Source organism: Streptomyces sp. NPDC003284 (genome assembly GCF_053589675.1).
In genome coordinates this window covers 16,738-42,165 of record NZ_JBSFSI010000025.1, presented here as the reverse complement: position 1 = coordinate 42,165, position 25,428 = coordinate 16,738, and the positions used below count along the sequence as shown (strand labels likewise).

26 protein-coding genes are annotated in these 25,428 nt (G+C 73.3%); 13 read left to right on the top strand and 13 right to left on the bottom strand.

Annotated elements, in window-relative coordinates:
* Positions 1–69 precede the first annotated feature (69 nt).
* On the top strand, positions 70–291 hold the full coding sequence (locus ACWDYF_RS33280; RefSeq protein WP_018567695.1) for a helix-turn-helix domain-containing protein: 222 nt from the start codon (positions 70–72) through the stop codon (positions 289–291).
* Positions 292–450: 159 nt separating this feature from the next.
* A complete protein-coding gene (locus ACWDYF_RS33275) occupies positions 451–1,272 on the top strand; it encodes an enoyl-CoA hydratase/isomerase family protein (RefSeq protein WP_389473087.1) in 822 nt (273 codons plus the stop codon).
* Between the two features lie 147 nt (positions 1,273–1,419).
* On the opposite strand, the gene ACWDYF_RS33270 is transcribed toward ACWDYF_RS33275, so the two are convergent.
* From ACWDYF_RS33270 to ACWDYF_RS33255, 4 genes are all read right to left on the bottom strand, one after another.
* Positions 1,420–2,175 carry an SDR family oxidoreductase gene (locus tag ACWDYF_RS33270; RefSeq protein WP_381743896.1) on the bottom strand — a complete coding sequence of 252 codons (756 nt, stop codon included), beginning with the start codon at positions 2,173–2,175 and terminating at the stop codon, positions 1,420–1,422.
* A gap of 63 nt (positions 2,176–2,238) precedes the next feature.
* Entirely contained in the window at positions 2,239–3,069 is an 831-nt protein-coding gene (locus ACWDYF_RS33265) for an SURF1 family cytochrome oxidase biogenesis protein (protein ID WP_389473089.1), read from the bottom strand.
* Positions 3,070–3,154: 85 nt separating this feature from the next.
* Positions 3,155–3,388: a hypothetical protein gene (locus ACWDYF_RS33260; RefSeq protein WP_389473091.1), complete on the bottom strand. Its 234-nt coding sequence runs from the start codon at positions 3,386–3,388 to the stop codon at positions 3,155–3,157.
* A gap of 95 nt (positions 3,389–3,483) precedes the next feature.
* Positions 3,484–4,470 carry a DEDDh family exonuclease gene (locus tag ACWDYF_RS33255; protein WP_389473093.1) on the bottom strand — a complete coding sequence of 329 codons (987 nt, stop codon included), beginning with the start codon at positions 4,468–4,470 and terminating at the stop codon, positions 3,484–3,486.
* 201 nt (positions 4,471–4,671) lie between these two features.
* Here ACWDYF_RS33255 and ACWDYF_RS33250 point away from each other — a divergent pair, with 201 nt between their 5' ends.
* A complete protein-coding gene (locus ACWDYF_RS33250; protein WP_018567701.1) occupies positions 4,672–5,382 on the top strand; it encodes a VIT1/CCC1 transporter family protein in 711 nt (236 codons plus the stop codon).
* A 108-nt stretch (positions 5,383–5,490) separates the two neighbouring features.
* Here ACWDYF_RS33250 and ACWDYF_RS33245 read toward each other — a convergent pair whose 3' ends face one another.
* Together ACWDYF_RS33245 and ACWDYF_RS33240 are read right to left on the bottom strand one after the other, a co-directional pair.
* Positions 5,491–6,921, bottom strand: coding sequence for a CoA transferase (locus ACWDYF_RS33245; protein WP_389473095.1), 1,431 nt, complete (start codon positions 6,919–6,921; stop codon positions 5,491–5,493).
* An 82-nt stretch (positions 6,922–7,003) separates the two neighbouring features.
* Positions 7,004–8,536, bottom strand: a complete 1,533-nt coding sequence (locus ACWDYF_RS33240) for a S8 family serine peptidase (RefSeq protein ID WP_389473097.1) — start codon at positions 8,534–8,536, stop codon at positions 7,004–7,006.
* Between the two features lie 541 nt (positions 8,537–9,077).
* Between ACWDYF_RS33240 and ACWDYF_RS33235 the strand changes: the two genes are divergently transcribed.
* The 3 genes from ACWDYF_RS33235 to moaA all read left to right on the top strand — a co-directional run bounded on the left by ACWDYF_RS33235 (position 9,078) and on the right by moaA (position 12,318).
* Positions 9,078–9,434 (top strand): DUF485 domain-containing protein, encoded by a 357-nt coding sequence (locus tag ACWDYF_RS33235; protein ID WP_018567704.1) that lies wholly within the window; start codon positions 9,078–9,080, stop codon positions 9,432–9,434.
* Positions 9,431–11,071: a solute symporter family protein gene (locus ACWDYF_RS33230; RefSeq protein WP_389473099.1), complete on the top strand. Its 1,641-nt coding sequence runs from the start codon at positions 9,431–9,433 to the stop codon at positions 11,069–11,071. Before ACWDYF_RS33235 ends, ACWDYF_RS33230 begins: the two co-directional genes overlap by 4 nt.
* 257 nt (positions 11,072–11,328) lie before the next feature.
* Positions 11,329–12,318 (top strand): GTP 3',8-cyclase MoaA, encoded by a 990-nt coding sequence (gene moaA / locus ACWDYF_RS33225; RefSeq protein ID WP_389473101.1) that lies wholly within the window; start codon positions 11,329–11,331, stop codon positions 12,316–12,318.
* Positions 12,319–12,385: 67 nt separating this feature from the next.
* On the opposite strand, the gene ACWDYF_RS33220 is transcribed toward moaA, so the two are convergent.
* Both ACWDYF_RS33220 and ACWDYF_RS33215 read right to left on the bottom strand, forming a co-directional pair.
* Positions 12,386–12,607, bottom strand: coding sequence for a hypothetical protein (locus tag ACWDYF_RS33220; protein WP_018567707.1), 222 nt, complete (start codon positions 12,605–12,607; stop codon positions 12,386–12,388).
* Between the two features lie 222 nt (positions 12,608–12,829).
* Complete coding sequence (locus ACWDYF_RS33215; protein WP_389473104.1) at positions 12,830–13,318, bottom strand: DUF3099 domain-containing protein; 489 nt, start codon at positions 13,316–13,318, stop codon at positions 12,830–12,832.
* A gap of 241 nt (positions 13,319–13,559) precedes the next feature.
* Here ACWDYF_RS33215 and ACWDYF_RS33210 point away from each other — a divergent pair, with 241 nt between their 5' ends.
* Positions 13,560–13,847 carry a GlsB/YeaQ/YmgE family stress response membrane protein gene (locus ACWDYF_RS33210; RefSeq protein ID WP_037893825.1) on the top strand — a complete coding sequence of 96 codons (288 nt, stop codon included), beginning with the start codon at positions 13,560–13,562 and terminating at the stop codon, positions 13,845–13,847.
* A gap of 66 nt (positions 13,848–13,913) precedes the next feature.
* Here the strand turns inward: ACWDYF_RS33210 and tyrS are convergent, their stop codons facing one another.
* The 3 genes from tyrS to ACWDYF_RS33195 form a co-directional block, all read right to left on the bottom strand.
* The gene (gene tyrS / locus ACWDYF_RS33205) at positions 13,914–15,182 is read right to left on the bottom strand and encodes a tyrosine--tRNA ligase (protein ID WP_389473106.1); all 1,269 of its coding nucleotides are present in this window, start codon (positions 15,180–15,182) and stop codon (positions 13,914–13,916) included.
* A gap of 128 nt (positions 15,183–15,310) precedes the next feature.
* Entirely contained in the window at positions 15,311–16,705 is a 1,395-nt protein-coding gene (locus tag ACWDYF_RS33200) for a metallopeptidase TldD-related protein (protein WP_381743904.1), read from the bottom strand.
* 82 nt (positions 16,706–16,787) lie between these two features.
* Positions 16,788–18,350 carry a TldD/PmbA family protein gene (locus ACWDYF_RS33195; RefSeq protein WP_451584319.1) on the bottom strand — a complete coding sequence of 521 codons (1,563 nt, stop codon included), beginning with the start codon at positions 18,348–18,350 and terminating at the stop codon, positions 16,788–16,790.
* Positions 18,351–18,580: 230 nt separating this feature from the next.
* Here ACWDYF_RS33195 and fabG point away from each other — a divergent pair, with 230 nt between their 5' ends.
* Together fabG and fabI are read left to right on the top strand one after the other, a co-directional pair.
* Positions 18,581–19,285 carry a 3-oxoacyl-[acyl-carrier-protein] reductase gene (gene fabG, locus ACWDYF_RS33190; RefSeq protein ID WP_381743906.1) on the top strand — a complete coding sequence of 235 codons (705 nt, stop codon included), beginning with the start codon at positions 18,581–18,583 and terminating at the stop codon, positions 19,283–19,285.
* Positions 19,286–19,290: 5 nt separating this feature from the next.
* The gene (gene fabI / locus ACWDYF_RS33185) at positions 19,291–20,058 is read left to right on the top strand and encodes an enoyl-ACP reductase FabI (protein ID WP_381743907.1); all 768 of its coding nucleotides are present in this window, start codon (positions 19,291–19,293) and stop codon (positions 20,056–20,058) included.
* Positions 20,059–20,170: 112 nt separating this feature from the next.
* On the opposite strand, the gene ACWDYF_RS33180 is transcribed toward fabI, so the two are convergent.
* Positions 20,171–20,863: a FadR/GntR family transcriptional regulator gene (locus ACWDYF_RS33180; RefSeq protein WP_389473111.1), complete on the bottom strand. Its 693-nt coding sequence runs from the start codon at positions 20,861–20,863 to the stop codon at positions 20,171–20,173.
* Positions 20,864–20,954: 91 nt separating this feature from the next.
* Between ACWDYF_RS33180 and ACWDYF_RS33175 the strand changes: the two genes are divergently transcribed.
* From ACWDYF_RS33175 to ACWDYF_RS33160, 4 genes are all read left to right on the top strand, one after another.
* Positions 20,955–22,331, top strand: coding sequence for a CynX/NimT family MFS transporter (locus ACWDYF_RS33175; protein ID WP_389473113.1), 1,377 nt, complete (start codon positions 20,955–20,957; stop codon positions 22,329–22,331).
* A gap of 48 nt (positions 22,332–22,379) precedes the next feature.
* Positions 22,380–22,499, top strand: coding sequence for an SGM_5486 family transporter-associated protein (locus ACWDYF_RS33170; protein WP_018567718.1), 120 nt, complete (start codon positions 22,380–22,382; stop codon positions 22,497–22,499).
* Between the two features lie 249 nt (positions 22,500–22,748).
* On the top strand, positions 22,749–22,955 hold the full coding sequence (locus ACWDYF_RS33165) for a hypothetical protein (protein ID WP_018567719.1): 207 nt from the start codon (positions 22,749–22,751) through the stop codon (positions 22,953–22,955).
* Between the two features lie 111 nt (positions 22,956–23,066).
* Complete coding sequence (locus tag ACWDYF_RS33160) at positions 23,067–23,585, top strand: SixA phosphatase family protein (RefSeq protein ID WP_018567720.1); 519 nt, start codon at positions 23,067–23,069, stop codon at positions 23,583–23,585.
* A gap of 341 nt (positions 23,586–23,926) precedes the next feature.
* Here ACWDYF_RS33160 and serB read toward each other — a convergent pair whose 3' ends face one another.
* Complete coding sequence (gene serB, locus ACWDYF_RS33155; RefSeq protein WP_381743910.1) at positions 23,927–25,135, bottom strand: phosphoserine phosphatase SerB; 1,209 nt, start codon at positions 25,133–25,135, stop codon at positions 23,927–23,929.
* Positions 25,136–25,428 lie beyond the last annotated feature (293 nt).

Here is a 25,428-nt window from a genome sequence, read left to right as displayed (position 1 = left end):
GGGTGGCCATGCGGCCCCGGAGGGGTGATCATGAGGAGACCAGAGCGCACTTCCCATGAGGAGGCACGGGTGGCCGAGACTCTGAAGAAGGGCAGCCGGGTGACCGGCGCCGCGCGCGACAAGCTCGCGGCAGACCTGAAGAAGAAGTACGACGCCGGTGCGAGCATTCGGGCGTTGGCCGAGGAGACCGGCCGCTCGTATGGCTTCGTGCACCGGATGCTCAGCGAGTCGGGCGTCACGCTCCGTGGGCGTGGCGGGGCGACACGCGGCAAGAAGGCCGCTTCGGCCTGACCGACCGCGGGCGGTCCATCGGCTCCTACGGTGGCCACCCGGTCGGTCGACCGGCCGGCCGGGTGGTTACTGTGCAGTCACTTACGGGCGCCCGTACGTCTCGCACGACAGTGCGGCCGTACGGCGTCCAGAGCTGACCGCACCCATCGGAGGCGCCCCATGGCTTCGCCCGGAATCGAGCACGACCTCGAACCAGTACGCGACACAGTTCTCGACAAGGACGGCGTACGGCTCACCGTCGACGACGCGCTCGCCACGGTGACGCTGACCAACCCGGCCAAGCGCAACGCGCAGAGCCCCGCGCTGTGGCGCGCGCTCGCCGAAGCCGGGCGGCTGCTGCCGGGCTCCGTCCGCGTCGTACTGCTGCGCGCCGAGGGGAAGTCCTTCTCCGCCGGGCTCGACCGGCAGGCGTTCACGCCCGAAGGCTTCGACGGTGAGCCGTCCTTCCTCGACCTGGCGCGCGGCGGCGACGCCGAGCTGGACGCGACCATCGCCGAGTACCAGGAGGCGTTCACCTGGTGGCGGCGCCCGGACGTGGTGTCCGTCGCCGTGGTCCAGGGGCATGCCATCGGGGCCGGCTTCCAGCTGGCGCTCGCCTGCGATCTGCGGGTCGTCGCGGACGATGTGCAGTTCGCGATGCGCGAGACCAGCCTCGGCCTGGTCCCGGACCTCACCGGCACGCATCCGCTGGTGGGTCTCGTCGGCCAGGCCCGCGCGCTGGAGATCTGCCTGACGGGCCGCTTCGTCGCGGCCGAGGAGGCGGTCGCCACCGGGCTGGCCAACCTCGCCGTGCCCCGCGACCAGCTGGACGCCACCGCGCGTGATCTGGCCTCGGCGGTCCTCGCCGCGCCCCGCGGCGCGGTCATCGAGACCAAGGCCCTGCTCCAGGGCGCCCGGGAGCACTCCTACGAGGAGCAGCGCGCCGCCGAGCGGCAGGCCCAGGCCCGCCGCCTGCGCGACCTGGCCGGCCTCGGCGAGTAGCCCCCGGCGAGCGCCCGCGCGCCCCGCCGCCGCAGCGCGCCCGGCCACCGCACCCCGCCCCTGCCCCGCCGTCGCACCGCGATCGGGCGGGAGGGCGGGGGCGGCGGTGGTCCGGCGGTGCCGCGGCGGCGGGTGCCCGGCCGGCGGTCAGAAGCCGTGCCGGAACCCGCCGTCCACGGGCAGCATCACGCCCGTGACGTAGGAGGCGGCCGGGGAGAGCAGGAAGGCCGCGGTCCGTCCGAACTCCGCCGGGGTGCCGTACCTGCGCAGCGGGACGCGGGACTCGTTCGCGGTCCGCGTCGCCACCGGGTCCGCCGACAGACCGTCCAGCTCGCGCATGCGGTCGGTGTCGATCCGGGCGGGCAGCAGGCCGACCACCCGGATGCCGCGCGGGCCCAGCTCGTCCGCCAGCGACTTGGCGAACCCGGCGAGTCCGGGCCGCAGACCGTTGGAGATGGTCAGCCCCGCGATCGGCTCGTGCACCGACCCCGACAGCACGAAGCCGATGACGCCGCCCTCCTCCAGCTCCGCCGCGGCAGCCCGTGCCAGCCGCACCGCGCCCAGGAACACCGACTCGAACGCCGACTGCCACTGCTCGTCGGTGGTGTCGGCGACAAGGCCCGGCGGCGGTCCGCCGACGCTGACGAGGATGCCGTGGAAGCCGCCGAAGTGCTCGCGCGCCGCCGCGATCAGGCGCTCGGCCGCGCCGGGATCCGCGTTGTCCACGGCCACCCCGACGGCGTTCGGGCCCAGCTCGGCCGCGGCCTCGGCGGTCCGCTGCTCGTCCCGCCCGGTGACGACCACCTTCGCGCCGTCCGCGACCAGCTCGCGCGCCGCGGCGTTGCCCAGCCCGCGGGTGGCCCCGGTGACGACGTACACCCGGTCCTTCAGTCCAAGATCCATGGCCCTATCCTGCCCGCTCGTCCCGGCGCGGGGCGAGGGCGGGGCGGCGGCCGTGCCGCGCGGCTACACCGCGGCGGGTGCGGACTCCTCGCGCGCGGGCTCCTCCCGGGCCCTGCCCGCCCGGTCCCGCAGCTCGCGGCGGACCAGGATCAGCCAGCCCACGGGGACGCAGGCGGCGAACAGCCACCACTGGATGGCGTACGGCAGGTTGATGTCGTCCACGCCGATCCAGCTCGTGTCCTCCTTGGGCGACGGCACCGGCTCGGGGCTGCCGCCCCCGGGCACGGGCGCCGTCAGCTCGACGTAGCCGCCCAGCACCGCGGAGGCGGAGGGGGCGCCCCGGTCGCGCAGGAGCGCGCCGACCTGCTCGCTGTTGATCAGCATGATCTGGCGGTCCGGCAGTCCCTTGACGTTCTTGATGCCGCTGGCGGCCGTCGTCTGGTCCTGCATCAGCCGCCCGGTGATCGTGAGGTCGCCGGAGGGCGGTGCCGGGATCTTCGGGAAGGCGGACTGCGAGGTGGGTGACGGGACCCATCCCCGGTTGACGAGGAGGACCTTGCCGTCGTTCGTCACGAACGGCGTCAGGACGTGGTAGCCGATCCGGTCGTCCGCGTTGGTGCGCCGGCGCACCACGAGTTCGTGCGCGGTGTCGAAGCGGCCCTCGGCGGTGACCCGGCGGTAGATGTCGTCGTGCGCGACCTCGCCACCGACCGAGGTCAGCGACTCCACGGGCACGGGCGGGGCCGCCAGCGAGGCCTCGATCACCTGGTTCAGCGCCTGCCGGTGGTCGTGGCGGTGCAACTGCCAGAAGCCCAGCCAGGCCATCGTCGGGATCAGCGCGATCGCGAAGAGAGTGAGGATCACCCACTGGCGGGTCAACAGGAAGCGGTACACCCCACGACGGTACCTCCCGCGCCGCAGGGTGTTTCCGGCAGGGGTCGCGTCGGGCGGCGCCGCACCCCCGGACGCGGAGGCGTCCTCAGACACTGTCGACGATGCCGACCCTCCCCTCGGCACGGGCGCAGTGGCCGCCGCAGTACCAGTGCCCCTCGACCTCGACGCCCTGCCCGATGACCTGGACCCGGCAGTGCTCGCAGATCGGTGCCATGCGGTGGATCGCGCAGGCGAAGCAGTCGAACACGTGCACGGCACCCTGGGCGTGCACCTCGAAGGTCATACCGTAGTCATTTCCACATACTTCACATCTCGTCATGCGCCACAGAGTGAGCCGTGGCCGTCGCGCGGGCGAGCGGGCGCCGGGCGCGTCGCCCGGCAATCACCCGTACGCCGCCGGTCGCCCGTACGCCCTCAGTCGCCGTCCGCGGGCTCCACGTCCCGCAGGAGCTGCCCGAACGCCGCCTCGTCGATCACCGGTGTGCCGTACTGCCGGGCCTTGGCCGTCTTCGACGTGCCGGAGTCCGGGTCGTTGGTGACGAGCAGGCTGGTCAGCCGGGACAGACTGGTGGCGACATGCAGTCCGGCCTCGGTGGCGCGGTCCTCCAGGAGGTCGCGCTCGACGGAGGTGTCACCGGAGAAGGCGACCCGCATGCCCTGTTTGAGTCGTTTGCCCGCTTCATAGCGTCCCGGGTTGGGATGCGGGCATGCGGGCCTCTTGCGGGACGGGCGCCAACTCCCCGCGCGGTAGCCGCCGTAGCCGCCCGACTGCTGCCGGGGCACCGGCCGGTCCGACCACTCCGTCAGCGGCCGGCACTCCAGCAGCGGCAGCCGGACACCGCCCGCCGCGGCGGCCCGCAGACTCGGCCGGAACGCCTCCGCCAGGACCCGGGCGTCGTCCAGCGCGTGGTGCGCCCGCTGCTGCACCACGCCGAAGTGCGCGGCCAGCGACTCCAGCTTGTGGTTCGGCAGGGGCAGCCCCAGCTCCTTGGAGAGCGCGATGGTGCACAGCCGCTGCCGCACCGGCGCCTCGCTCTTCGCGCGCGCGTACTCGCGGGCGATCATCTGCCAGTCGAAGACCGCGTTGTGCGCGACGAGCACCCGGTCCGCCAGCCGGGCGGCGAACTCCTCGGCGATGTCCGCGAAGAGCGGCGCGCCCTCCAGCACGTCGCTCGTCAGCCCGTGGATCCACACCGGACCGGGATCGCGCTCCGGATTGACCAGCGTGTACCAGTGGTCCTCGACCTCGCCGCGCGCGTCCAGCCGGTAGACCGCCGCGGAGATGATGCGGTCGTCCCGGGCCAGGCCGGTGGTCTCCACGTCAACGACCGCGTATCCCCGGGGATACGCGGCCGGCCACGGTGTGGGGGAGGGCCCTGCGAGGGTGCGGTCTTCGAGCATGGTCAATGAGGATACGGGCCACGACTGACAGCCCGGTCCCTCAGGTGCCCCGCACGCCGTCCACGCGCCCGCGCGCGGGCGCGTTCCGGCCACCGCGGAGGTGAGACCGCGTCAGGGGCGCCACGGGGACCCGCACGGGCGCGCGCCACTCACCGACCGGGTTCGCCGGTCCCGGGACGCGGCCGTGCGATCCTCCCTGCTGTGACCGGACCCACGCACGACGAGGCGCACGGCGGGGCGCTCGGCTCCCGCCTCAACTGGCTGCGGGCCGCCGTCCTCGGGGCGAACGACGGCATTGTCTCCACCGCCGGACTGGTCGTCGGCGTGGCCGGTGCCACGGACTCCCGCACGGCGCTGCTCACCGCCGGGCTGGCCGGTCTGCTGGCCGGTTCGATGTCGATGGCCGCGGGGGAGTACGTGTCGGTGTCCACCCAGCGGGACTCGGAGCGGGCCGCGCTGGCGCAGGAGCGGCGCGAACTGCGCGAGCAGCCGGAGGCCGAACTGCGGGAGCTGACCGAGCTGCTGCGGGCGCGCGGCCTGTCGCAGGAGGTGGCCCGCGACGCGGCCCGCCAGCTCACCGCCCGGGACGCGCTGCGGGCCCACGCGAGCGTCGAGCTGGGCATCGACCCCGACGCGCTGACCAATCCCTGGCACGCCGCCTGGGCCAGCTTCCTGGCGTTTACGGTGGGCGCGCTGCTGCCGCTGCTGGCGATCGTGCTGCCGCCGCCCGGCCTGCGGCTCGCGGTCACCGTCCTCTCCGTCCTGGCCGCCCTCGTCCTCACCGGCTTCAGCAGCGCCCGCCTGGGCGCGGCCCGGCCCGGCCGGGCGGTCCTGCGCAACACGGCCGGCGGCGCCCTGGCCATGGCGGTCACCTACGCGGCGGGCGCCCTGCTCGGCGCGGCGGGCGCGTGACCCCCGTCCCGTCCCGCCCCGCCGCCCTCCACGGCCGAACCACCCGCCCTTCACGCGCGCGTACCGGGAGCCTCACGCCTCACGGGGCGTTGCGTGCCGGCCGTCCCCTCAGGTCCAGTGCGGCGCGTCCGTCCCCCAAGGGCCCGGGGGGCGGGTCCAGGTGGTGGGGCCGTCGGTGAAGGCGACGGGGGACCGGGCGTGGCGGAGCCTGCCGATCCGGCTGCCGGTCTCGTCGAGCCAGGGGGCGGGGCTGTCGTACGGGGCGTCCTGGACCCGTTCCGGCCCCCGCGCGGCCCCGGGGGCGGTCTCCGTCAGCCAGGCCGCCGTCCGGGCCAGGGCCAGGCGTACGAACCGGCCGCCGCCGTCACGGGACTGTTCGGTCAGGGCCCGCAGCACGGCAGCCGCCAGCAGATAGCCCGAGCCGTGGTCGAGGGCCTGCGCGGGCAGCGCACCCGGCTGCCCGTCGCCGCCCTCGACGGCCGCGATGCCGGTGGCGACCTGCACGAGGCTGTCGAAGCCCCGCCGCCGCGCCCACGGCCCGTACGCGCCCCACGCCGACAGCTCGGCCACGACCAGACCGGGCCGTCGCTCGGCCAGCGCCTCGGGGGAGAGGCCGAACCGGTCCAGGGCACCCGGCCGATAACCGGTGACGACCACGTCCGCCCCGGCGAGCAGCTCCTCGAAGGCGGCCCGGTCGGCCGCGAGGTCCAGCGCCGCCGACCGCTTGCCGAACCCCGTGTCCGCGTGCTGGTCGGCCAGTTCGGGCAGGTGCGGCGGGTCCACCCGCAGCACGTCCGCGCCGAGGAGGGCGAGCGTGCGGGTGGCGACGGGACCCGCGATGACCCGGGTCAGATCGAGTACGCGTACTCCGGCGGCGGGCAGCAGCGGGGTGCCGGTGCGGGACGGCAGCACGCGCGCGCGTGCCGCACCGAGCCGCCCGCGCTCGACCAGCGGGCGGGCGGCCAGTTCGGCGTGCTGCGGGTGCGCCGCCCACTCCTCGGGGGTGCGCAGCGCCACCGCCAGACCACCGGCGGCGTACACGGCCTCCTCGACGTCGAGGGCGGAGCGCTCGGCGAGCACGGACGCCACGGACGCCACCAGGGCGTCGTCCTGGTCACCGTCCCTGCCCCCGCTCCCGTCGCGCTCCTCCCCGGACGGCAGTCCGAGCGCGGTCAGCAACCTGGCGCGGTGGTGCGGGTAGTTGGCGTGCGTGCGCACCCAGCCGTCGGCGGTGCGCCAGAACCGCGACAGCGGCGCGAAGGTGACCGGCGCCCGCCCGTCGATCAGCAGATGCCGCTCACTGACGAACGCGGTCGCCAGGGCGCCGTCGTCGACGCGTACCGCGGGCACCTCGGCGAGGGCGGCCCGCCGCGCCGCCAGTTCGGCGGCGGCCAGCGCGCAGGCGCCCACGCACGCGCGTGCCAGGTCCCGTACGGGAAGGCGGGCCGTGAGCGCGCCCTCCCGTTCCACCGTGGTGATCCGCTGCACGAGGCCGGGATCGCCGCCCAGCGCGGACCATGCGAACGAGATGTCGGTCATGACGGCACTATGCACCCCCGGACGCGTGCGTCCCGTCCGGGGGTGCGATCAGTGCCACCGGCGGTGCGGTGCGCCTACCGAGTCACCGCGTCACCGCGGCCAGCGCGTTCGCCGTGCCCCAGCCGTAGAAGCCGTTGCGGTTCTTCGGGCCCTTGCACACCGCGTCGATCTTGCCGTCCCCGTCGATGTCGTAGGGGTCGGTGCACGGCGTGGCGTCGGCCTCCGCGTACAGCAGCGCCTTGACCAGGGCGGGCGAGGCGTGCGGGTGCGTCGACTTGATGAGGGCGGCCACCCCGGCGACGTGCGGGCTCGCCATCGACGTACCGGCCATGTAGCCCCACGTGCCGCCGGGCAGCGGGCCGAGGATCAGTCCGCTGGTCGCCGGGGCCTGCGGCGCCTGGTACGCCGTCGAGTCGCCGCCCGGCGCGGCGATGTCGATGACCCCGAGGCCGTAGTTGGAGAACGACGACTTGATCCCCTTGGCGCCGGTCGCCGCGACCGTGACGACACCCGGCAACTGGGTCGGGATGTCGTAGCACTTGTGCGGGTCGACCGTACGGCTGCCCGGCGTGGAGTCGTTCGGGGAGGCCGGGTCGGTGATCGAGCGCGAGTCGAGGTCGTAGTTCTCGTTGCCGGCCGCTGCGACGTTGACCGTGCCCTTGCGCTCCGCGTACTGCGAGGCCCGCCGGACGGCGGTGACGAGCGCCTTCTGGTCGGGATCGTCGGTGCAGTTGAAGTACCAGGGGTCGGTGTAATAGCTGTTGTTGGTGACGTCGACGCCGTGGTCGGCCGCCCACACGAAGCCGCACACCACGGCCTCCGTGTAGAAGAAGCCGTCCGGGTTGCCGACCTTGATGCCGGCCACCTTCACGCCCGGCGCCACACCGGTGATGCCGACGCCGTTCTTGGCGCCCGCGATCTCCCCGGCCACATGGGTGCCGTGCGGGCTCTCGGAGGCGCTGGGCCGCCAGGCGCCGTCCGCGGTGTCCGGCTTGCCGGTGACGCAGTTGACGGAGGCCCGGCGGTCGAAGTTCGGGGCGATGTCGGGGTGGGTGTCGTCCACACCGGTGTCGATGACGCCGACCGTGACCCTGGGGCTGCCGAGCGTCTTCTGGTGCGCCTTGTCCGCCTTGATGGCGGGCAGGTCCCACTGCAATGGCTCCAGCGGGTCCTGCCCGGCGGCGGCCCGGGACCCCGCACCGGCCAGCTGGGCGGCGGTGAGCGGCGTCGGGGTGCCGGTGTCGGTGGTCGACTGGGCGGGCAGCGGCGCCGTGCGCGTGGCACCGGCCGACTCCACGCCGCGCACCGTGCGGACGGTTCTCGCGAAGTCGGGGTTCGCGGAGTGGACGACGACGACGCCTATGCGGTCGTAGGAGGTCACGATGGTGCCCCCGGCCTTGCCTATCGCCTTCCGCACCTGTGCCGGGACTCCGTACCCGGGACGGACGTTGACGACGTAGCTGAGCGAGGTCGCGTCCGCCTGTGCGGCGCCGGCGGCGGGCGCGGCCGGGGTCGCCGAGGCGGTGGCGCCCGGCAGGAAGGCCAGGGCACCGGCCATGGCCATACCGAGCGGAAGGGCGAGGACGCGGCGAGCGCGCGGCTGAGACGCTGTCATGTGTCTGTCTCTCCAGTGTGTTCGCGGTGGCATGGGTGCAGCGGTGCGCGAGTCGTGCCCGAGCGGATGCCGCGAGGGTGACGGCCCGCGCCGGTGTTGACGGCGCGGACCGGCGTGCGCGGGCCCGCGGCCCGGACCGCGCGGCGGATGCCGGAGGCAGCCGGTGCCGGGTCCGTGCGGACGCCGGACACGGCGGCCGGGACGGGCACCGGCCGGACCGCCGGGGCCGGCCGGCGTCCGGAACGCGGACGGACCAAGGGATCTCCACATCTCCGGGCACGGCACCGCCCGAGCCACGGGTACGGCTCGGGCAGGTACATGACGGGTGGTGCAGGGCGAAACTATCCCGCCACCTCACCGGCCAGCAATGAGCGGGTCATGACTTGTCCAAGGCCACTTGCCGGAAGAACTCATAGGACTTGAACCGGACCTCGCGTGGCGCCGTGGACCTCGGACAGGGGGTCCGAGCACGATCGAGCCCCCGTCGCACCATCCGCGAACCTCCGTATCCGCACACGAGATCCGCACCGAGGAGACAGACGTGGCCACCGAGACACCGCCACCCCCGAAGACCGGGGCGCCCCTTCCCTCCGCCCAGGAGTTCACCACGGTGGCCCAGAGCGCCGAGTTCGGTGAACTGCGCCGCTCCCACCGCTCGTTCGCCTTCCCGCTGACCATCGCCTTCATCGCCTGGTACCTGCTCTACGTCCTGCTGTCCAACTACGCGGGCGGCTTCATGGGCACCCGCCTGTTCGGCAACATCAACGTCGCCCTCGTCCTCGGACTCGCCCAGTTCCTCACCACGTTCCTCATCGCCTGGTGGTACGCGCGGCACGCCGCGGCGAAGCTCGACCCCCAGGCGCAGGAGATCAAGTCCCGGATGGAGGGCGGCGCATGAGCCCCGCGACATATCCCACGGCCCACACCCTGCTGGCCGCGGGCGGCGCCGCGAGCGAGCACCGGACCCTGATCGTCACGCTGTTCTCGGTGTTCGTCGCCGCGACCCTCGTCATCACCGTGTGGGCCGGCCGCCAGACCAAGGACGCGGCCGACTTCTACGCGGGCGGACGGCAGTTCACCGGCTTCCAGAACGGACTCGCCGTCTCCGGCGACTACATGTCCGCCGCGTCCTTCCTCGGCATCGCCGGCGCCATCGCCCTCTTCGGCTACGACGGCTTCCTGTACTCCATCGGCTTTCTGGTCGCCTGGCTGGTCGCGCTGCTCCTGGTCGCCGAGCCGCTGCGCAACTCCGGCCGCTACACCATGGGCGACGTCCTGGCGTACCGCATGCGCCAGCGCCCGGTGCGCACCGCGGCGGGCACCTCCACGATCGTCGTCTCGATCTTCTACCTGCTGGCCCAGATGGCGGGCGCCGGTGTCCTGGTCTCCCTGCTGCTCGGCATCACCAGCGACGCCGGGAAGATCGGCATCGTCGCGCTGGTCGGCGTACTGATGATCGTCTACGTCACCATCGGCGGCATGAAGGGCACCACCTGGGTCCAGATGGTCAAGGCCGTTCTGCTCATGGTGGGCGCGATCCTGCTGACCTTCCTGGTGCTGCTGAAGTTCGACTTCAACATCTCCGACCTGCTCGGCCGCGCCGCCGACAACAGCGGCAAGGGCGCCGCCTTCCTGGAGCCCGGACTGAAGTACGGCGCGAGCGGCACCACCAAGCTGGACTTCCTCTCGCTCGGCATCGCCCTGGTGCTCGGCACCGCCGGACTGCCGCACATCCTGATCCGCTTCTACACGGTCCCCACCGCCAAGGCCGCCCGCAAGTCCGTGCTCTGGGCGATCGGCCTGATCGGCGTCTTCTATCTGATGACCCTCGCGCTCGGCTTCGGCGCCGCCGCGCTCATCGAACCGGACGAGATCATCGGCTCCAACAAGGCGGGCAACACGGCGGCCCCGCTGCTCGCGCTGCACCTCGGGGGAGTCGACTCCGACTGGGGCGCCATCCTGCTGGCCTCCATCTCCGCGGTCGCCTTCGCCACGATCCTCGCCGTCGTCGCGGGCCTCACCCTGGCCTCGTCGTCCTCCTTCGCCCACGACATCTACGCCAACGTCATCAAGAAGGGCCGGGCCACCGAGAAGCAGGAACTGGGCGCCGCCCGCTGGGCGACCGTCGGCGTCGGCGCGGTCTCCATCGTCCTGGGCGCCCTCGCCCGCGACCTGAACGTGGCCGGCCTCGTCGCCCTCGCCTTCGCGGTGGCCGCCTCCGCCAACCTGCCCACGATCCTCTACAGCCTGTTCTGGAAGCGGTTCACCACCGCGGGCGCCCTGTGGTCGATCTACGGCGGCCTGGTCACCGCCGTCGGCCTGGTGCTGTTCTCCCCGGTGGTCTCCGGCAAGCCCACGTCGATGTTCCCGGACGTCGACTTCCACTGGTTCCCGCTGGAGAACCCGGGCCTCATCTCCATCCCGGTCGGCTTCCTGCTGGGCGCGGCCGGCACCCTGCTGTCCAAGGAGAAGCCGGATCCCGCCAAGTACGCGGAACTGGAGGTCAGGTCCCTGACCGGCACCGGAGCGCACTGACACGCGCGCACTGACACGCGCGCACCGGGACGAGCGCACCGGCACCCGTGTCCGCGCCCGGGACCGGCGGCCGTGCCGTGGAGATCGTAGAGATCTACGACACGGCCGCCGCGCACGTCGTGGGATCGGGCCCGGTGTCGCTGTCGGTCCCGTCACGTAGGCTCGGTGAAGGAAGAAGAGATCGACGGGAAAGCTCGACGCCACCGCCGCCGAAGGGTCCGCCGGTCCGCCGACACGCGACGAGGGAGGGGGCCCACGTGCTCATCGACACCTACGGCCGGGTCGCCACCGACCTGAGGGTCTCGCTGACCGACCGGTGCAATCTCCGCTGCACGTACTGCATGCCCGAGGAGGGCTTGCAGTGGCTGGCCAAGCCCGATCTGCTCACCGACGACGAGATCGTCCGGCTCATCGGCATCGCGGTCACCTCCCTGGGTATCGAGGAGGTCCGCTTCACCGGCGGCGAGCCGCTGCTGCGCCCCGGCCTGGTGGGCATCGTGGAGCGCGTCGCCGCCCTGGAACCGCGCCCCCAGATGTCCCTCACCACCAACGGCATCGGCCTGCGGCGCACCGCGGCGGCCCTGAAGGCGGCGGGCCTCGACCGGGTCAACGTCTCCCTGGACACCCTGCGTCCGGACGTCTTCAAGACCCTCACCCGCCGCGACCGCCACCGCGACGTCCTCGACGGCCTGCTGGCCGCCCGCGAGGCGGGCCTGACCCCGGTGAAGGTGAACTCCGTCCTGATGCCGGGACTGAACGCCGACGAGGCCCCGGACCTGCTGGCCTGGGCCGTGGAGCACGACTACGAACTGCGGTTCATCGAGCAGATGCCCCTGGACGCCCAGCACGGCTGGAAGCGCGAGGGCATGGTCACCGCGGCCGACATCCTGGCCTCCCTGCGCAGCCGCTTCGAGCTGACCGCCGAGGGCGCCGACGCGCGCGGCGCGGCGCCCGCCGAGCGCTGGACCGTCGACGGCGGCCCGCACCGGGTGGGGGTCATCGCCTCCGTCACCCGCCCGTTCTGCGCCGCCTGCGACCGCACCCGTCTGACCGCCGACGGGCAGATACGCACCTGTCTGTTCGCCACCGAGGAGACCGACCTGCGCGCGGCCCTGCGCGCGGACGCCCCCGACGAGGAGATCGCCCGTCTGTGGCGGGTGGCGATGTGGGGCAAGAAGGCGGGCGCGGGCCTGGACGACCCGTCGTTCGTCCAGCCGGAGCGGCCGATGTCCGCGATCGGCGGCTGACCGGGCCGGACCGCACAGCCCGGCGGCCGCGGGAGCCCAGGGGGAGCCAGGGAGGGAGCCGAAGGGCTCAGCCCTCGTGCGCCGCCTGCCACTCGGCCAGCGCGACCACGTCCTTCAGGAACCCGCGCACCCCGAGGAACTGCGACAGATGCTCCCGGTGCTCCTCGCACGCCAGCCAGGTCTTGCGCCGCTCCGGCGTGTGGATCTTCGGATTGTTCCAGGCCAGCACCCACACGGCGGCGGCACGGCAGCCCTTGGCGGAGCAGATCGGGGCGGTCTCGTCACTCACAGTTCGTCTCACAGCCACTGCACACAAGGCGACGCCGAGCAGCCACGGGGGGAGCTGCCCGGCGTCGGTCCGTCGCTCCGACGGGGGATGCGGAGCGCGTACGAAGTATGTCACGGCAGACCCGTCGCCCGGGACCGGAACAACACGATTGATCTTGAGCATTTATTGAGGTTCGCCTGACGCGGCCCGCCGCCGGACCGTCCCGGCGGGGAACGCCGCCGGTCACAGCCCGTCGCGATGCTCCCGCGCGGATCCGGCCGCGCCCGCCGCCGGGTCACGCGCCGTGTCCCCGGCGGCGGACTGCGTCAAGTCGTCGTTCCCGAAGGCACCGTGCGCGCCGTCCTGACCGCTGTCCCGTACGCCGCCGCCCTGACCGTTGTCCCGCGTGCCGTCCTGCGCCGTGCGCGGCGGCGAGATCATCGGCTTCACCGGCGTGGTCACGAAGGTCGACGGCAGTCCCGGCGCGTTCTCCCGCCCGGCGTTGGCGATCACCACGGCGATGTAGGGCAGCGCCGCGCCGAGCACCAGGGCCACGATCGCCACGTACCGCTGGACGTCCCACAGCACCACCGCGAGCAGCACCGCCACCGTACGGACCGCCATGGAGATGACGTACCGGCGCTGCCGCCCGCGCACGTCCTCCTGGAGGCCCGTGCGGGCTCCCGTGATCCGGAACACCTCGGCGCCGCCACCGCCATGCTGCTTGCGCATCGCACTTCCACCATTCGCCCGCATCGGACAGTCCCCCGGCCCGTTCCGGCTCCCGGCCGGTCGGGGACACCGGCCCGCACTTCCTCGACGTCCACGGTACGCCGCGGGCACCGCGCCGACGAGGCCGGGGCGCCCTTCTGCCTGCGCGAACGACCCGGGCGGCGGCGTCCGAGGTGCGCCGCAGGGTGGACCGGCCGACACTGGCGGTGATGCTCGTGTCGAGCGGGACGAGGAGGCAGCCATGGGCTGGTTGTGGGCGATCATTGTGGGTTTCGTGCTCGGCCTGATCGCCAAGGCGGTCATCCCCGGAAAGCAGCACAGTCCGCTCTGGCTGACCACCATCTTCGGCATGCTCGGCGCCATCGCGGGCAACGCGGTCGCGCGGGCGGCCGGGGTCGCGTCCACCCGCGGCATCGACTGGACCCGGCACATCTTCCAGCTCATCGCCGCGATCATCATCGTCTTCGTCGGCGACATGCTGTACATGGCGCTGTGGGGCAACAAGCACCGGCGCCGCGAACGGGCGTGAGCCACGCGCGGGGGCGGTTCCCGGGACCCGTGGTCCGGGGAACCGCCCCCGCGGCACGCTTCCGCGTCAGCCCGCGGTGACCTCGACCGCGGCCAGGTTCTTCTTGCCCCGGCGCAGCACCAGCCACCGGCCGTGCAGCAGGTCCTCGCGGGACGGCACGGCGTCCTCGGCGGTGACCTTCACGTTGTTCACGTAGGCGCCGCCCTCCTTGACCGTGCGGCGGGCGGCCGACTTGCTGGACACCAGGCCGACCTCGGCGAACAGATCGACGACCTGGGCCGGCTCCGCGACCACGATGTGCGGCACCTCGGACAGCGCCGCGGTGAGCGTGCGCTCGTCCAGCTCCGCCAGCTCGCCCTGGCCGAACAGCGCCCTGGACGCGGCGATCACGGCGGCCGTCTGGTCGGCGCCGTGCACCAGTGTCGTCAGCTCCTCGGCCAGCGCCCGCTGCGCGGCCCGCGCCTGCGGCCGCTCCTCGGTCTGCCGCTCCAGCTCCTCCAGCTCGGCCCGGGAGCGGAAGGACAGGATCCGCGCGTACTTGGAGACGTCCCGGTCGTCCACGTTCAGCCAGAACTGGTAGAACGCGTACGGCGTGGTCAGCTCCGGGTCCAGCCAGACGGCGCCGCCCTCGGTCTTGCCGAACTTGGTGCCGTCCGCCTTGGTCATCAGCGGCGTCGCCAGCGCGTGCACGCTCGCCTCCGGCTCCAGCCGGTGGATCAGGTCCAGGCCCGCCGTGAGGTTGCCCCACTGGTCGCTGCCGCCCTGCTGGAGCGTGCAGCCGTGGCGCCGGTACAGCTGGAGGAAGTCCATGCCCTGGAGGAGCTGGTAGCTGAACTCGGTGTAGCTGATGCCCTGGTCGGACTCCAGACGGCGGGCCACCGAGTCCTTCGTCAGCATCTTGTTGACCCGGAAGTGCTTGCCGATGTCCCGCAGGAACTCGATCGCGGACAGGCCCTCGGTCCAGTCCAGGTTGTTCACCATGACCGCGGCGTTCTCGCCCTCGAAGGACAGGAACGGCTCGATCTGGCGGCGCAGCTTCTGCACCCAGCCGGCCACCGTCTCCGGCGAGTTCAGCGTGCGCTCGGCGGTCGGGCGGGGGTCGCCGATCAGCCCGGTCGCGCCGCCGACCAGGGCCAGCGGCCGGTGCCCGGCCTGCTGGAGCCTGCGCACGGTGAGCACCTGCACCAGATGCCCCACGTGCAGCGACGGCGCGGTCGGGTCGAAGCCGCAATAGAACGTGACGGGACCGTCCGCGAGCGCCTTGCGCAAAGCGTCCTCGTCGGTGGACAGGGCGAACAGCCCACGCCACTTCAGCTCGTCGACGATGTCCGTCACGGTTCTCGTGTCTCCTAGATGAGGTGCTGCTCGTGCAGATGATGCTCGTGGATGAGGTGCTGCCCGGCCGGCGCCCCGCCGGCCGGTGCGCCGCATCCCCGGCGGTCGGGTGACAGCCGCCTACGAGGTTATACGCCCTGGCTGACAGAGCTCATGTTGAAATCCGGGACGCGCAGCGGCGGCATGGCGGCCCGGGTGAACCAGTCGCCCCACTCCCGCGGCAGCGTCCGCTCGGTGCGCCCGGCCTCTGTCGCCCGGCCCAGCAGGTCCACCGGCGACTCGTTGAACCGGAAGTTGTTGACCTCGCCCGTCACCTCGCCGTCCTCGACCAGGTACACGCCGTCCCGGGTCAGCCCGGTCAGCAGCAGCGTCGCCGGGTCCACCTCGCGGATGTACCACAGGCACGTCAGGAGCAGGCCGCGCGCGGTCCCGGCGACCATCTCCTCCAGCGAGCGGTCCCCGCCGCCGTCCAGGATCAGGTTCCCGGCCGAGGGCGCCACGGGCAGCCCGGTCAGGCCCGCGCTGTGCCGGGTGGTCAGCAGATGCTCCAGGCGCCCGTCGCCGATCCAGCGCACCGGCCGCACCGGCAGCCCGTTGTCGAACACCGACTGGTCGCCGCCGGAGGAGTGCGCGACGACGAAGGGCGCGCACTGGAGGCCCGGCTCGGCCGGATCGCTGCGCAGGGTCAGCGGCAGCTCGCTGAGCCGGTCACCGATCCGGGTGCCGCCGCCGGGGCGGGAGAACACGGTCCGCCCCTCGGCCGCGTCCCGGCCCGACGCCGACCAGATCTGGTAGATGAGCAGGTCGGCGACCGCGGTCGGCGGCAGCAGCGTCTCGTAGCGCCCCGCGGGCAGCTCCACGCGCCGCTTCGCCCAGCCGAGCCGTACGGCCAGCTCCGCGTCGAGCGCCGCCGGGTCGACGTCCTTGAAGTCCCGGGTGGCCCGGCCCGTCCAGGCCGAGCGCGTACGGTCCGGGCTCTTGGCGTTCAGCTCCAGCGTGCCGCTGGGCTGGTCGTGCCGCAGCCGCAGCCCCGTGGACGTGCCCAGATAGGTGGACACCAGCTCGTGGCTGGCGAAGCCGTACAGCTCGCGGCCACCGGCACGCGCGCGGGCGAACGACTCCCCGAGGGCGGGCGCGAAGTCCGCGAACACCGCCGAGGAGGTCTCGGCGGGCGCCTCGGTGAAGTCGGCGGCCACCGGCACGTCCGCGACCAGCGGCTGCGCGTCCTCGGCGGCCCCGGCCGCGCGGGCGGCGGCCTCGGCGGCCCGCACCAGCGGCTCCAGCTCGTCGGCGGTGACGGCCGACCGGGACACGACACCCGAGGCGGTGCCCTCCCGGCCGTCGACCGTGGCGACGACGGTGAGCGTGCGCCCGCGCGTGACACCGTTCGTGGTGAGCGCGTTGCCCGCCCAGCGCAGATTGGCGCTCGACTCCTCGTCCGCGATGACCACGCACCCGTCGGCCCGGGACAGGGCCAGGGCCCGCTCGACGATCTCGTGCGGCTTGCTCGTACGCGGGCTCATCGGCCGGCCTCCTGGGTGGTGTTCAGGCTGTGCTTGCCCGGGGGGCGACCCCCGGACCCCCGGCAGACGGTGCGGTCGGTTTTCATCGGCCGGCCTCCTGGGTGGTGTTCAGGATGTTGACGCCCTTGAAGAGGGCCGAGGGGCAGCCGTGGGAGACGGCCGCGATCTGGCCCGGCTGGGCCTTGCCGCAGTTGAAGGCGCCGCCCAGGACGTACGTCTGCGGGCCGCCCACCGCGGCCATGGACCCCCAGAAGTCGGTGGTGGTCGCCTGGTAGGCCACGTCCCGCAGCTGCCCGGCCAGCCGCCCGTTCTCGATCCGGAAGAACCGCTGCCCGGTGAACTGGAAGTTGTAGCGCTGCATGTCGATCGACCACGACCGGTCCCCGACCACGTAGATGCCCCGCTCGACCCCGCCGATCAGGTCCTCCGTCGACATGCCCGCCGGGTCCGGGCGCAGCGACACGTTCGCCATGCGCTGCACCGGGACGTGCCCGGGGGAGTCGGCGTACGCGCAGCCGTTGGACCGCTCGAACCCGGTCAGCCGCGCGATCCTGCGGTCCAGCTGGTAGCCGACCAGCGTCCCGTCCTTCACCAGGTCCCAGGACTGCGCGGCGACGCCCTCGTCGTCGTAGCCGACGGTCGCCAGGCCGTGCTCGGCGGTGCGGTCGCCGGTGACGTTCATCAGCTCGGAGCCGTAGCGCAGCTTGCCGAGCCGGTCGAAGGTGGCGAAGGAGGTGCCGGCGTAGGCGGCCTCGTAGCCGAGCGCCCGGTCCAGCTCGGTGGCGTGCCCGACGGACTCGTGGATGGTCAGCCACAGGTTGGACGGATCGACGACCAGGTCGTAGACGCCCGCCTCGACGCTCGGCGCCCGCATCTTCTCGGCGAGCAGGGCGGGGATCCGCTCCAGCTCGTCCGCCCAGTCCCAGCCGGTCCCGGTCAGATACTCCCAGCCGCGGCCCACCGGCGGCGCCAGCGTCCGCATCGAGTCGAACTCCCCGCTGGCGGCGTCCACCGACACGGCCGTCAGCTGCGGATGCAGCCGCACCCGCTGCTGCGTGGTCACGGTGCCCGCGGTGTCGGCGTAGAACTTGTTCTCGTGCACGGCGACCAGCGAGGCGTCCACATGGTCCACGCCGTCCGCCGCGAGCAGCCGCGCGCTCCAGTCGGCCAGCAGCGCCGACTTCTCCTCGTCCGGCACCGCGAAGGGGTCGATCTCGTACGAGGACACCCAGGTCCGCTCGGCGTGCACGGGCTCGGCCGCCAGCTCCACCCGCTCCTCGGAACCGGCCGCGGCGATCACCCGCGCGGACAGCTTCGCCATCTCCACCGCCTGCGAGGCGACCTTCGCGGCGGCGTCCATGGTCAGGTCCACGCCGGACGCGAAGCCCCACGCCCCGCCGTGCACCACCCGCACCGCGTACCCCAGGTCGGTGGTGTCCGACGCCCCGGCCGGCCGCGCGTCCCGCAGCCGCCGGGACGCGCTGCGCACCCGCTCGCACCGGAAGTCCGCGTGCTCCGCGCCCAGCGCACGCGCGCGTGCGAGGGCGGCGTCGGCCAGCGCGCGCAGCGGAAGGGCGGTGAAGGCCTCGTCGATCGTATGTGGCACGGGGGTCTCCCTGCTCTCGTCGCCTGTCGGACCGATCATGTCGCGCGGGCGGCACCGCGGACCACACGTTTGCCGGTCGAGTCCGCCGCTTTCTGTAGGGACTCGACAGCGCGGCCCCCCTGCCACTGTCGGTGCCCGATTGTCCGCCGTAGCGGCCCTACCGATAGGTTTTCGGATGAAGCCGCCTGTCATCGCCTGCCGCCGCCCGTCGTCGGCGGGGCGCGGGCGTGCTGTCGGAACGATAGAGACCGCTAGGAAAGGGTGATCCGTTGAGCCGCTCGGTTCTCGTCACCGGAGGCAACCGGGGCATCGGCCTCGCCATCGCCCGCGCGTTCGCCGATGCCGGTGACAACGTAGCCATCACGTACCGGTCCGGGGAGCCGCCGGCCGGCTTCCTCGCGGTCAAGTGCGACATCACCGACCCCGAGCAGGTGGAGCAGGCCTACAAGGAGATCGAGGCCCAGCAGGGCACGGTCGAGGTCCTGGTCGCCAACGCGGGCGTCACCAAGGACCAGCTCCTGATGCGCATGACCGAGGAGGACTTCGCCACGGTCGTCGACACCAACCTCACGGGCACCTTCCGGGTCGTCAAGCGCGCCAACCGCGGCATGCTGCGCGCCAAGAAGGGCCGGGTCGTCCTGATCTCCTCGGTCGTCGGACTGCTCGGTTCCGCGGGGCAGGCCAACTACGCCGCCTCCAAGGCCGGCCTGGTCGGCTTCGCGCGCTCCCTCGCCCGCGAGCTGGGCTCGCGCAACATCACCTTCAACGTCGTCGCCCCCGGTTTCGTCGACACGGACATGACCCGGGCGCTCAATGACGAGCAGCGCGAGAACATCGTGGCGCAGGTGCCGCTCGGCCGGTACGCGCAGCCGGAGGAGATCGCCGCCGCGGTGCGCTTCCTCGCCTCGGACGACGCCTCGTACATCACTGGAGCCGTCATCCCCGTTGACGGCGGACTGGGAATGGGTCACTGAACACCATGAGCGGAATTCTCGAGGGCAAGCGCGTCCTGATCACCGGTGTGCTGACGGAGGCGTCCATCGCCTTCCACACCGCGAAGCTGGCCCAGGAGCAGGGCGCCGAGGTCATCCTGACCGCGTTCCCGCGGCCCACGCTGACCGAGCGCATCGCCAAGAAGCTGCCGAAGCCCACCAAGGTCATCGAGCTGGACGTCACCGACGAGGAGCACCTCGCGCGCCTGGCCGACCTCGTCGGCGAGGAGCTGGGCGGCCTGGACGGCGTCGTGCACTCCATCGGCTTCGCCCCGCAGGACGCGCTCGGCGGCAACTTCCTGAACACGCCGTTCGAGTCGGTCGCCACGGCCATGCACGTCTCGGCGTACTCCCTGAAGGCGCTGACCATGGCCTGCCTGCCGCTGATGCAGAACGGCGGCTCGGTCGTCGGCCTCACCTTCGACGCGCAGTTCGCCTGGCCGCAGTACGACTGGATGGGCCCGGCCAAGGCCGCCCTGGAGGCCACCAGCCGCTACATCGCGCGGGACCTGGGCAAGCAGAACATCCGCTGCAACCTCGTCTCCGCCGGACCGCTCGGCTCCATGGCCGCCAAGTCCATCCCGGGCTTCAGCGACCTCGCCGCCGTGTGGGACTCCCGTTCCCCGCTGGAGTGGGACCTGAAGGACCCGGAGCCGGCCGGCCGCGGCATCGTCGCCCTGCTGAGCGACTGGTTCCCGAAGACCACCGGCGAGATCGTCCACGTGGACGGCGGACTGCACGCCATCGGCGCCTGATCCCGGTCTCCCGGCCGCGACGGCCGCTGTACGTCGAGGGGCCCGCACCCGCCAGGGGTGCGGGCCCTCCGCGTCGCCCGGCCCGTCCGGCGGGTGGCCCGCGCGGGGCGGATCAGGCGTGCGCGGGCGGACCGAACCGGCCCGGGGCGCACTGGAACGGATAGCTCGCGGCCTCGGCGGCGGCGGCCTCCGCGTCGCCCGCGCGGATCGCGTCGACCAGCCGGGCATGGTCCATGTACGCCCGCGGGGTCAGCTCCGCGCCCACGTCCGCGCGCAGCGCGTCCCGCGTGACCTCGCCCAGGTCGGCGTACATCGCCGTCATGACGTCGTTGTGCGAGGCGGCCACCACCGCCAGGTGGAAGGTCGCGTCCGCCGCCACGAACGCCTCCGCGTCACCGCTCTCCCAGGCCTCCTCGCGCCGCACCAGCAGGGCGTCGAGCTGCCTGAGGTCCTTCTCGCCGCGCCGCTCGGCGGCCAGCTTCGCCGCGGCCGACTCCAGCGTGGAGCGCAGCTCGGCGAAGTGCCGGGGATCCGCCCCGGCGAACCGGCGCTGCATCACCCCCGCCAGCTCACTGGTGGCCACCACGTACGTGCCGGACCCCTGGCGGATGTCCAGCAGACCGTTGTGGGCGAGGGCCCGGACCGCCTCACGGACGGTGTTGCGGGCGACGCCGAGCTGCTCGACCAGTTCGGGCTCGGTCGGGATGCGGGAGCCGACCGGCCACTCCCCGGAGGTGATCTGGCTCCGTAGCGCGGCGATGACCTGCTCGGACAGGGCCGAGCGGCGGGGATGGCTCAGAGGCATGGCACACCTTCGCGCGCGGGGACCGGGACGGGTGCCCCGGGCCATGGACGGACTGGACAGCTAATCATCCCATCATTCTATGATGGGCCTCATGGCACGTGAGGAATCAACCCGGACGACGACACCGACCGAGCGGCAGGCACCGGCCGTGCCCCCGGCCGCGCCCGCCGCCGCCCGGACACCCGGGACGACGGCCGGGGCCGCGGCGAAGCACGCCCCGCGCGCGTGGGCGACCCGGCTGGTCGTCGTCGGCATCGTGCTGGCCGCGCTGAACCTCCGCCCCGCCATCACCAGCCTCGGCGCGCTCCTCGAAGAGGTGCGCGACGGCCTCGGCATGAGCGGCGGCGTCGCCGGACTGCTCACCTCCGTGCCCCCGCTCTGCTTCGCGGTCTTCGGTGTCATGGCCCCCCGGCTCGCCCGCCGGTTCGGACCCGCCGCCGTGGTGTGCGCGGGCATGGCCGCCATCGGCGCCGGACTGCTCATCCGCCCCTACGCGGGCGGCACCGCCGGATTCCTGGCCGCCAGCGCCCTCGCCCTGATGGGTATCGCCGTCAGCAACGTCCTGATGCCGGTCATCGTCAAGCGCTGGTTCCCCGACCGGGTCGGCTCCATGACCGGCCTGTACTCGATGGCCCTCGCCCTGGGCACCTCGACCGCCGCCGCCGCGACCGTGCCGCTGACCGACGCGCTCGGCGGCGACTGGCAGCCCGGCCTGGCCGTGTGGGCGGCGCTCGCCCTGGCCGCCGTGCTCCCGTGGCTGCCGCTGGTCCGGGACCGCGGCCCGGCCCCCGCCACCCCGGAGGCCGTACGGCAGGACCGGGAACCGGCGGAGGGGGAGGCGTCCGCGTCCGGTACGCCGGCGGCCGCGCGGCCCGCGCCGGCCCTGCGCATCACCCGGAGCCGTACCGCCTGGGCCCTGGCCGTCTTCTTCGGCCTCCAGGCCACCGCCGCCTACATCACGATGGGCTGGATGGCGCAGATCTTCCGCGACGCGGGTGTGTCCGCGGGCACCGCCGGACTGCTGCTCGCCGTGACCATGGTGATGGGCGTACCGCTGGCCTTCGTCATCCCGCGCGTGGCCACCCGGCTGCCCCACCAGGGCCCCATCGTCCTGGTGCTCGGCCTGTGCGGTCTCGCCGGATACGCGGGCCTGTACTTCGCCCCGTCCGGCGGATCCTGGGCCTGGGCCATCCTGCTCGGCGTCTCCAACTGCGCCTTCCCGCTCGCGCTCACCATGGTCGGCATGCGCGCCCGGACCGGCGCGGGCGTGGCCCAGCTGTCGGCGTTCGCCCAGAGCACCGGCTACCTGATCTCCATCCCCGGGCCGCTGCTCGTCGGCGTGCTGAACCAGAGCAGCGGCGGCTGGGGCTTGCCCATCGCGCTGATGAGCGGCCTGATGATCCCGCAGATGGTGGTGGGCTGGCTGGCGGGCCGCGACCGCACGGTCGAGGAGGAGGCGGCGCGCTGAGCCGCCCCCCGGCGCACTCCCGCGGGGCGGGAGTGCGAGACTGGGGCCATGCAGCCTGTGCTCGACCCGAACCCGAAGAACAGCCAGAAGAAGATGCTGCTGGTCTTCGGGTCGTTCTTCGCCATCTTCGTGATCATCGCCATCGTCGCGACCGTCGTCGCTCCCTGACACCCGGCGGCACCCACCCGGCACCCACCCGGCCCCGGCGCCCGCCCGGTGCTCACCGGCACCCCTCGTGACGGCTCGGGGCGTGGCCGGGGTACCGGGGGTAGGGCTATCCCCCCGTCCCCTAGGGGGTACGGGTCAGGGTCAAGTGGGTGGGATTCCGGATGGGCCGGGGCCCGCCGTTTCCGTACCTTCGTGGTGTGGCCGCGGGACAGCGGTCCGCGGAGCGCCCGAAGACCAGCGGAGGCAAGCATGTCGGCCCGTACGCAGACCCGGCCCCACCCGGCGACCTCGGGTGGCGTCGGCATCCGGTTGCCGTGGTGGGCTCTGGCCCTGCCGGCCCTCGCCTTCGTCGCCCTGCTCGTCCTGATATCGAACCCGTCGAACGCCCATGCGGCAACCGGCGAGCCCGCGATCACCCAGCTGCTGGAGCACGCCCAGCACCTCCTCGGCCACTGAGCCGTACAGCCCCGACCGGCACGGTCCGCGCAGGTCCCCGGTCCGCCCACAGCGCGGTGCCCCTGTCAACTCCCTGCGCCCCATGGCCTGTTTCGTGCGAAGCTGGGAGTCATGAGCGCCGCAGAACCCCGCAGGATCGTCCTTTTCCGCCATGCGAAAGCCGACTGGCCGCAGGTGACCGACCACGAGCGACCGCTCGCCGAGCGGGGCCGCAAGGACGCCGCGGTGGCCGGCCGCAGACTGGCCGACGCCGGTGTCCCGTTCGACCTGGCCCTGTGCTCGACCGCGGTCCGGACCCGGGAGACCTGGAAGCTCGCCGTCCACGAGCTGCCGGACCGGCCGAAGACCGTCTACGAGGAGCGGATCTACGATGCCTCGCCCGGCGAGTTGATCGCCGTGCTCAACGAGACCCCTGACGATGTGCGCAACGCCGTCCTGATCGGCCACAACCCGGGCGTCCAGGGACTGGCCGAGATCCTCTCCGGCACGGCCGAGGACGACGCCCGCGAGCGGATGGGCCGCCGCGGCTTCCCGGCCGCCGCCTTCGCCGTCGTCACCTTCGACGGCTCCTGGAAGAGCCTGGAACCGGGCGTGGCCACACTGACCGACTACTGGGCACCGTCGGAGTAACCCGCCCGGCCCGCCCGGCCCGCGCGGGATCGGTGGCACGGGCGGGGGCCGCGTACGGCCGTGGCCCGGCCCGGCCCGCTCGGGCACGGGCCCTGTCGGGGGCCTGCGCGAGGACGATCCCGTGCGGGCCCGGACCGGACCCCGCACGGGCAAGGGCATGACATGCGCGGGCGCGCGCGGGCATGGCCCCCAGGCCCAGGCCAGGCCCCCGCGCCCGGCCTCGGGCCGACGCGCCCCGCCCGGCGGACACGCACAGCAGGCTCCTGGCGCGCCCCCGGACCAGGTGACCGCAGGCCGTCCCTCCGGGCGCCCACCGGTGGGCGCCCGGAGGGACGGACCGCTCAGCGCTCCTCGTGCGCGTCCGCCGCCTCGACCTCTTCGCGGGTCACGCCGAGCAGATACAGGACCGTGTCGAGGAAGGGCACGTTCACCGCGGTGTACGCGGCCTCGCGCACCACCGGCTTGGCGTTGAAGGCGACCCCGAGGCCCGCCGCGTTCAGCATGTCCAGGTCGTTGGCGCCGTCACCGATCGCCACGGTCTGCGCCAGCGGAACACCCGCCTCGGCGGCGAACCGCCGCAGCAGCCGCGCCTTGCCCGCCCGGTCGACGATCTCGCCCGTGACCCGGCCCGTGAGCTTCCCGTCGACTATCTCCAGCGTGTTGGCCTGTGCGAAGTCCAGCCCGAGCCGGTCCTTCAGATCGTCCGTGACCTGGGTGAAGCCGCCCGAGACCACGCCGACCTGGTAGCCGAGGCGCTTCAGCGTACGGATCAGCGTCCGCGCGCCCGGCGTGAGCCGCACCTCGCTGCGCACCTTGTCCACCACCGAGGCGTCCAGCCCCGCCAGCAGCGCCACCCGGGCGTGCAGCGACTGCTCGAAGTCCAGCTCCCCGCGCATCGCGGCGGCCGTCACCTCGGCGACCTGGTCCTCGCACCCCGCGTGCGCGGCGAACAGCTCGATCACCTCGTCCTGGATGAGGGTCGAGTCCACGTCCATGACGACCAGGCGCTGCGCCCGCCGGTGCAGGCCCGCCGCGACGACCGCGACATCGACGCCCAGGGCCGCCGCGTCCGTCGCCAGCGCGGTGCGCAGCGGCTCCGTCTCCACCCCGGACACCGCGAACTCCACGGCCGTCACCGGGTACTTGGCGAGCCGGAAGACACGGTCGATGTTGCCGCCGGTCTTGGTGATGCGCGCCGCGATCTGGGCGGTGGCCTCGGCGGTGAGCGGATGGCCGAGCACAGTGACCAGCGAGCGCCCCAGGCCGCGCGGCCGGTTGTCGCCGCGGCCGGAGATGATCTCCGCCTGCATCCTCATGGACTCGGCCCAGCTGTGCACCGTGGCGCGCAGGTCGCCCTCAAGACCGGCGGGCGGCTGGGTGACGAGCGCGCACAGCACCATCCGGCCGCGGGTGACGACCTGCTCGATGTCGACCACGTCGACGGAGTAGGCCGCGAGGGTGTCGAAGAGGCCGGCCGTGATGCCGGGCCTGTCCTTCCCGAAGATCTTGACGAGAAGGGTGAGGTCATCGGAACTCTGCGAAGCACTCATGGTGCCTTCCACCGTATCCGGCACCCAGTGCCTTCTGCCCCTCAGGTCCGCCTGGCGGACAGCGAACACTGGGGGTCGGCCGGATGACCGCCGCCCGACGATCCGGCCACGGCACCGGGACGCACGGCGTGTCACTCCTCCGGAGCGTCCGGCGGGCCACCACGGAGGGGGCGGGGCGGCGCGTCTCCGCGCGTACGCCCCCTCGGGGCACCCGGTGCCATGGCCGCCCGCCGTCCGTCCGGTGGCGCGATCTCGACGGCGGAGTGCGCACCGACGGCCTCGGCGGCAGGGTG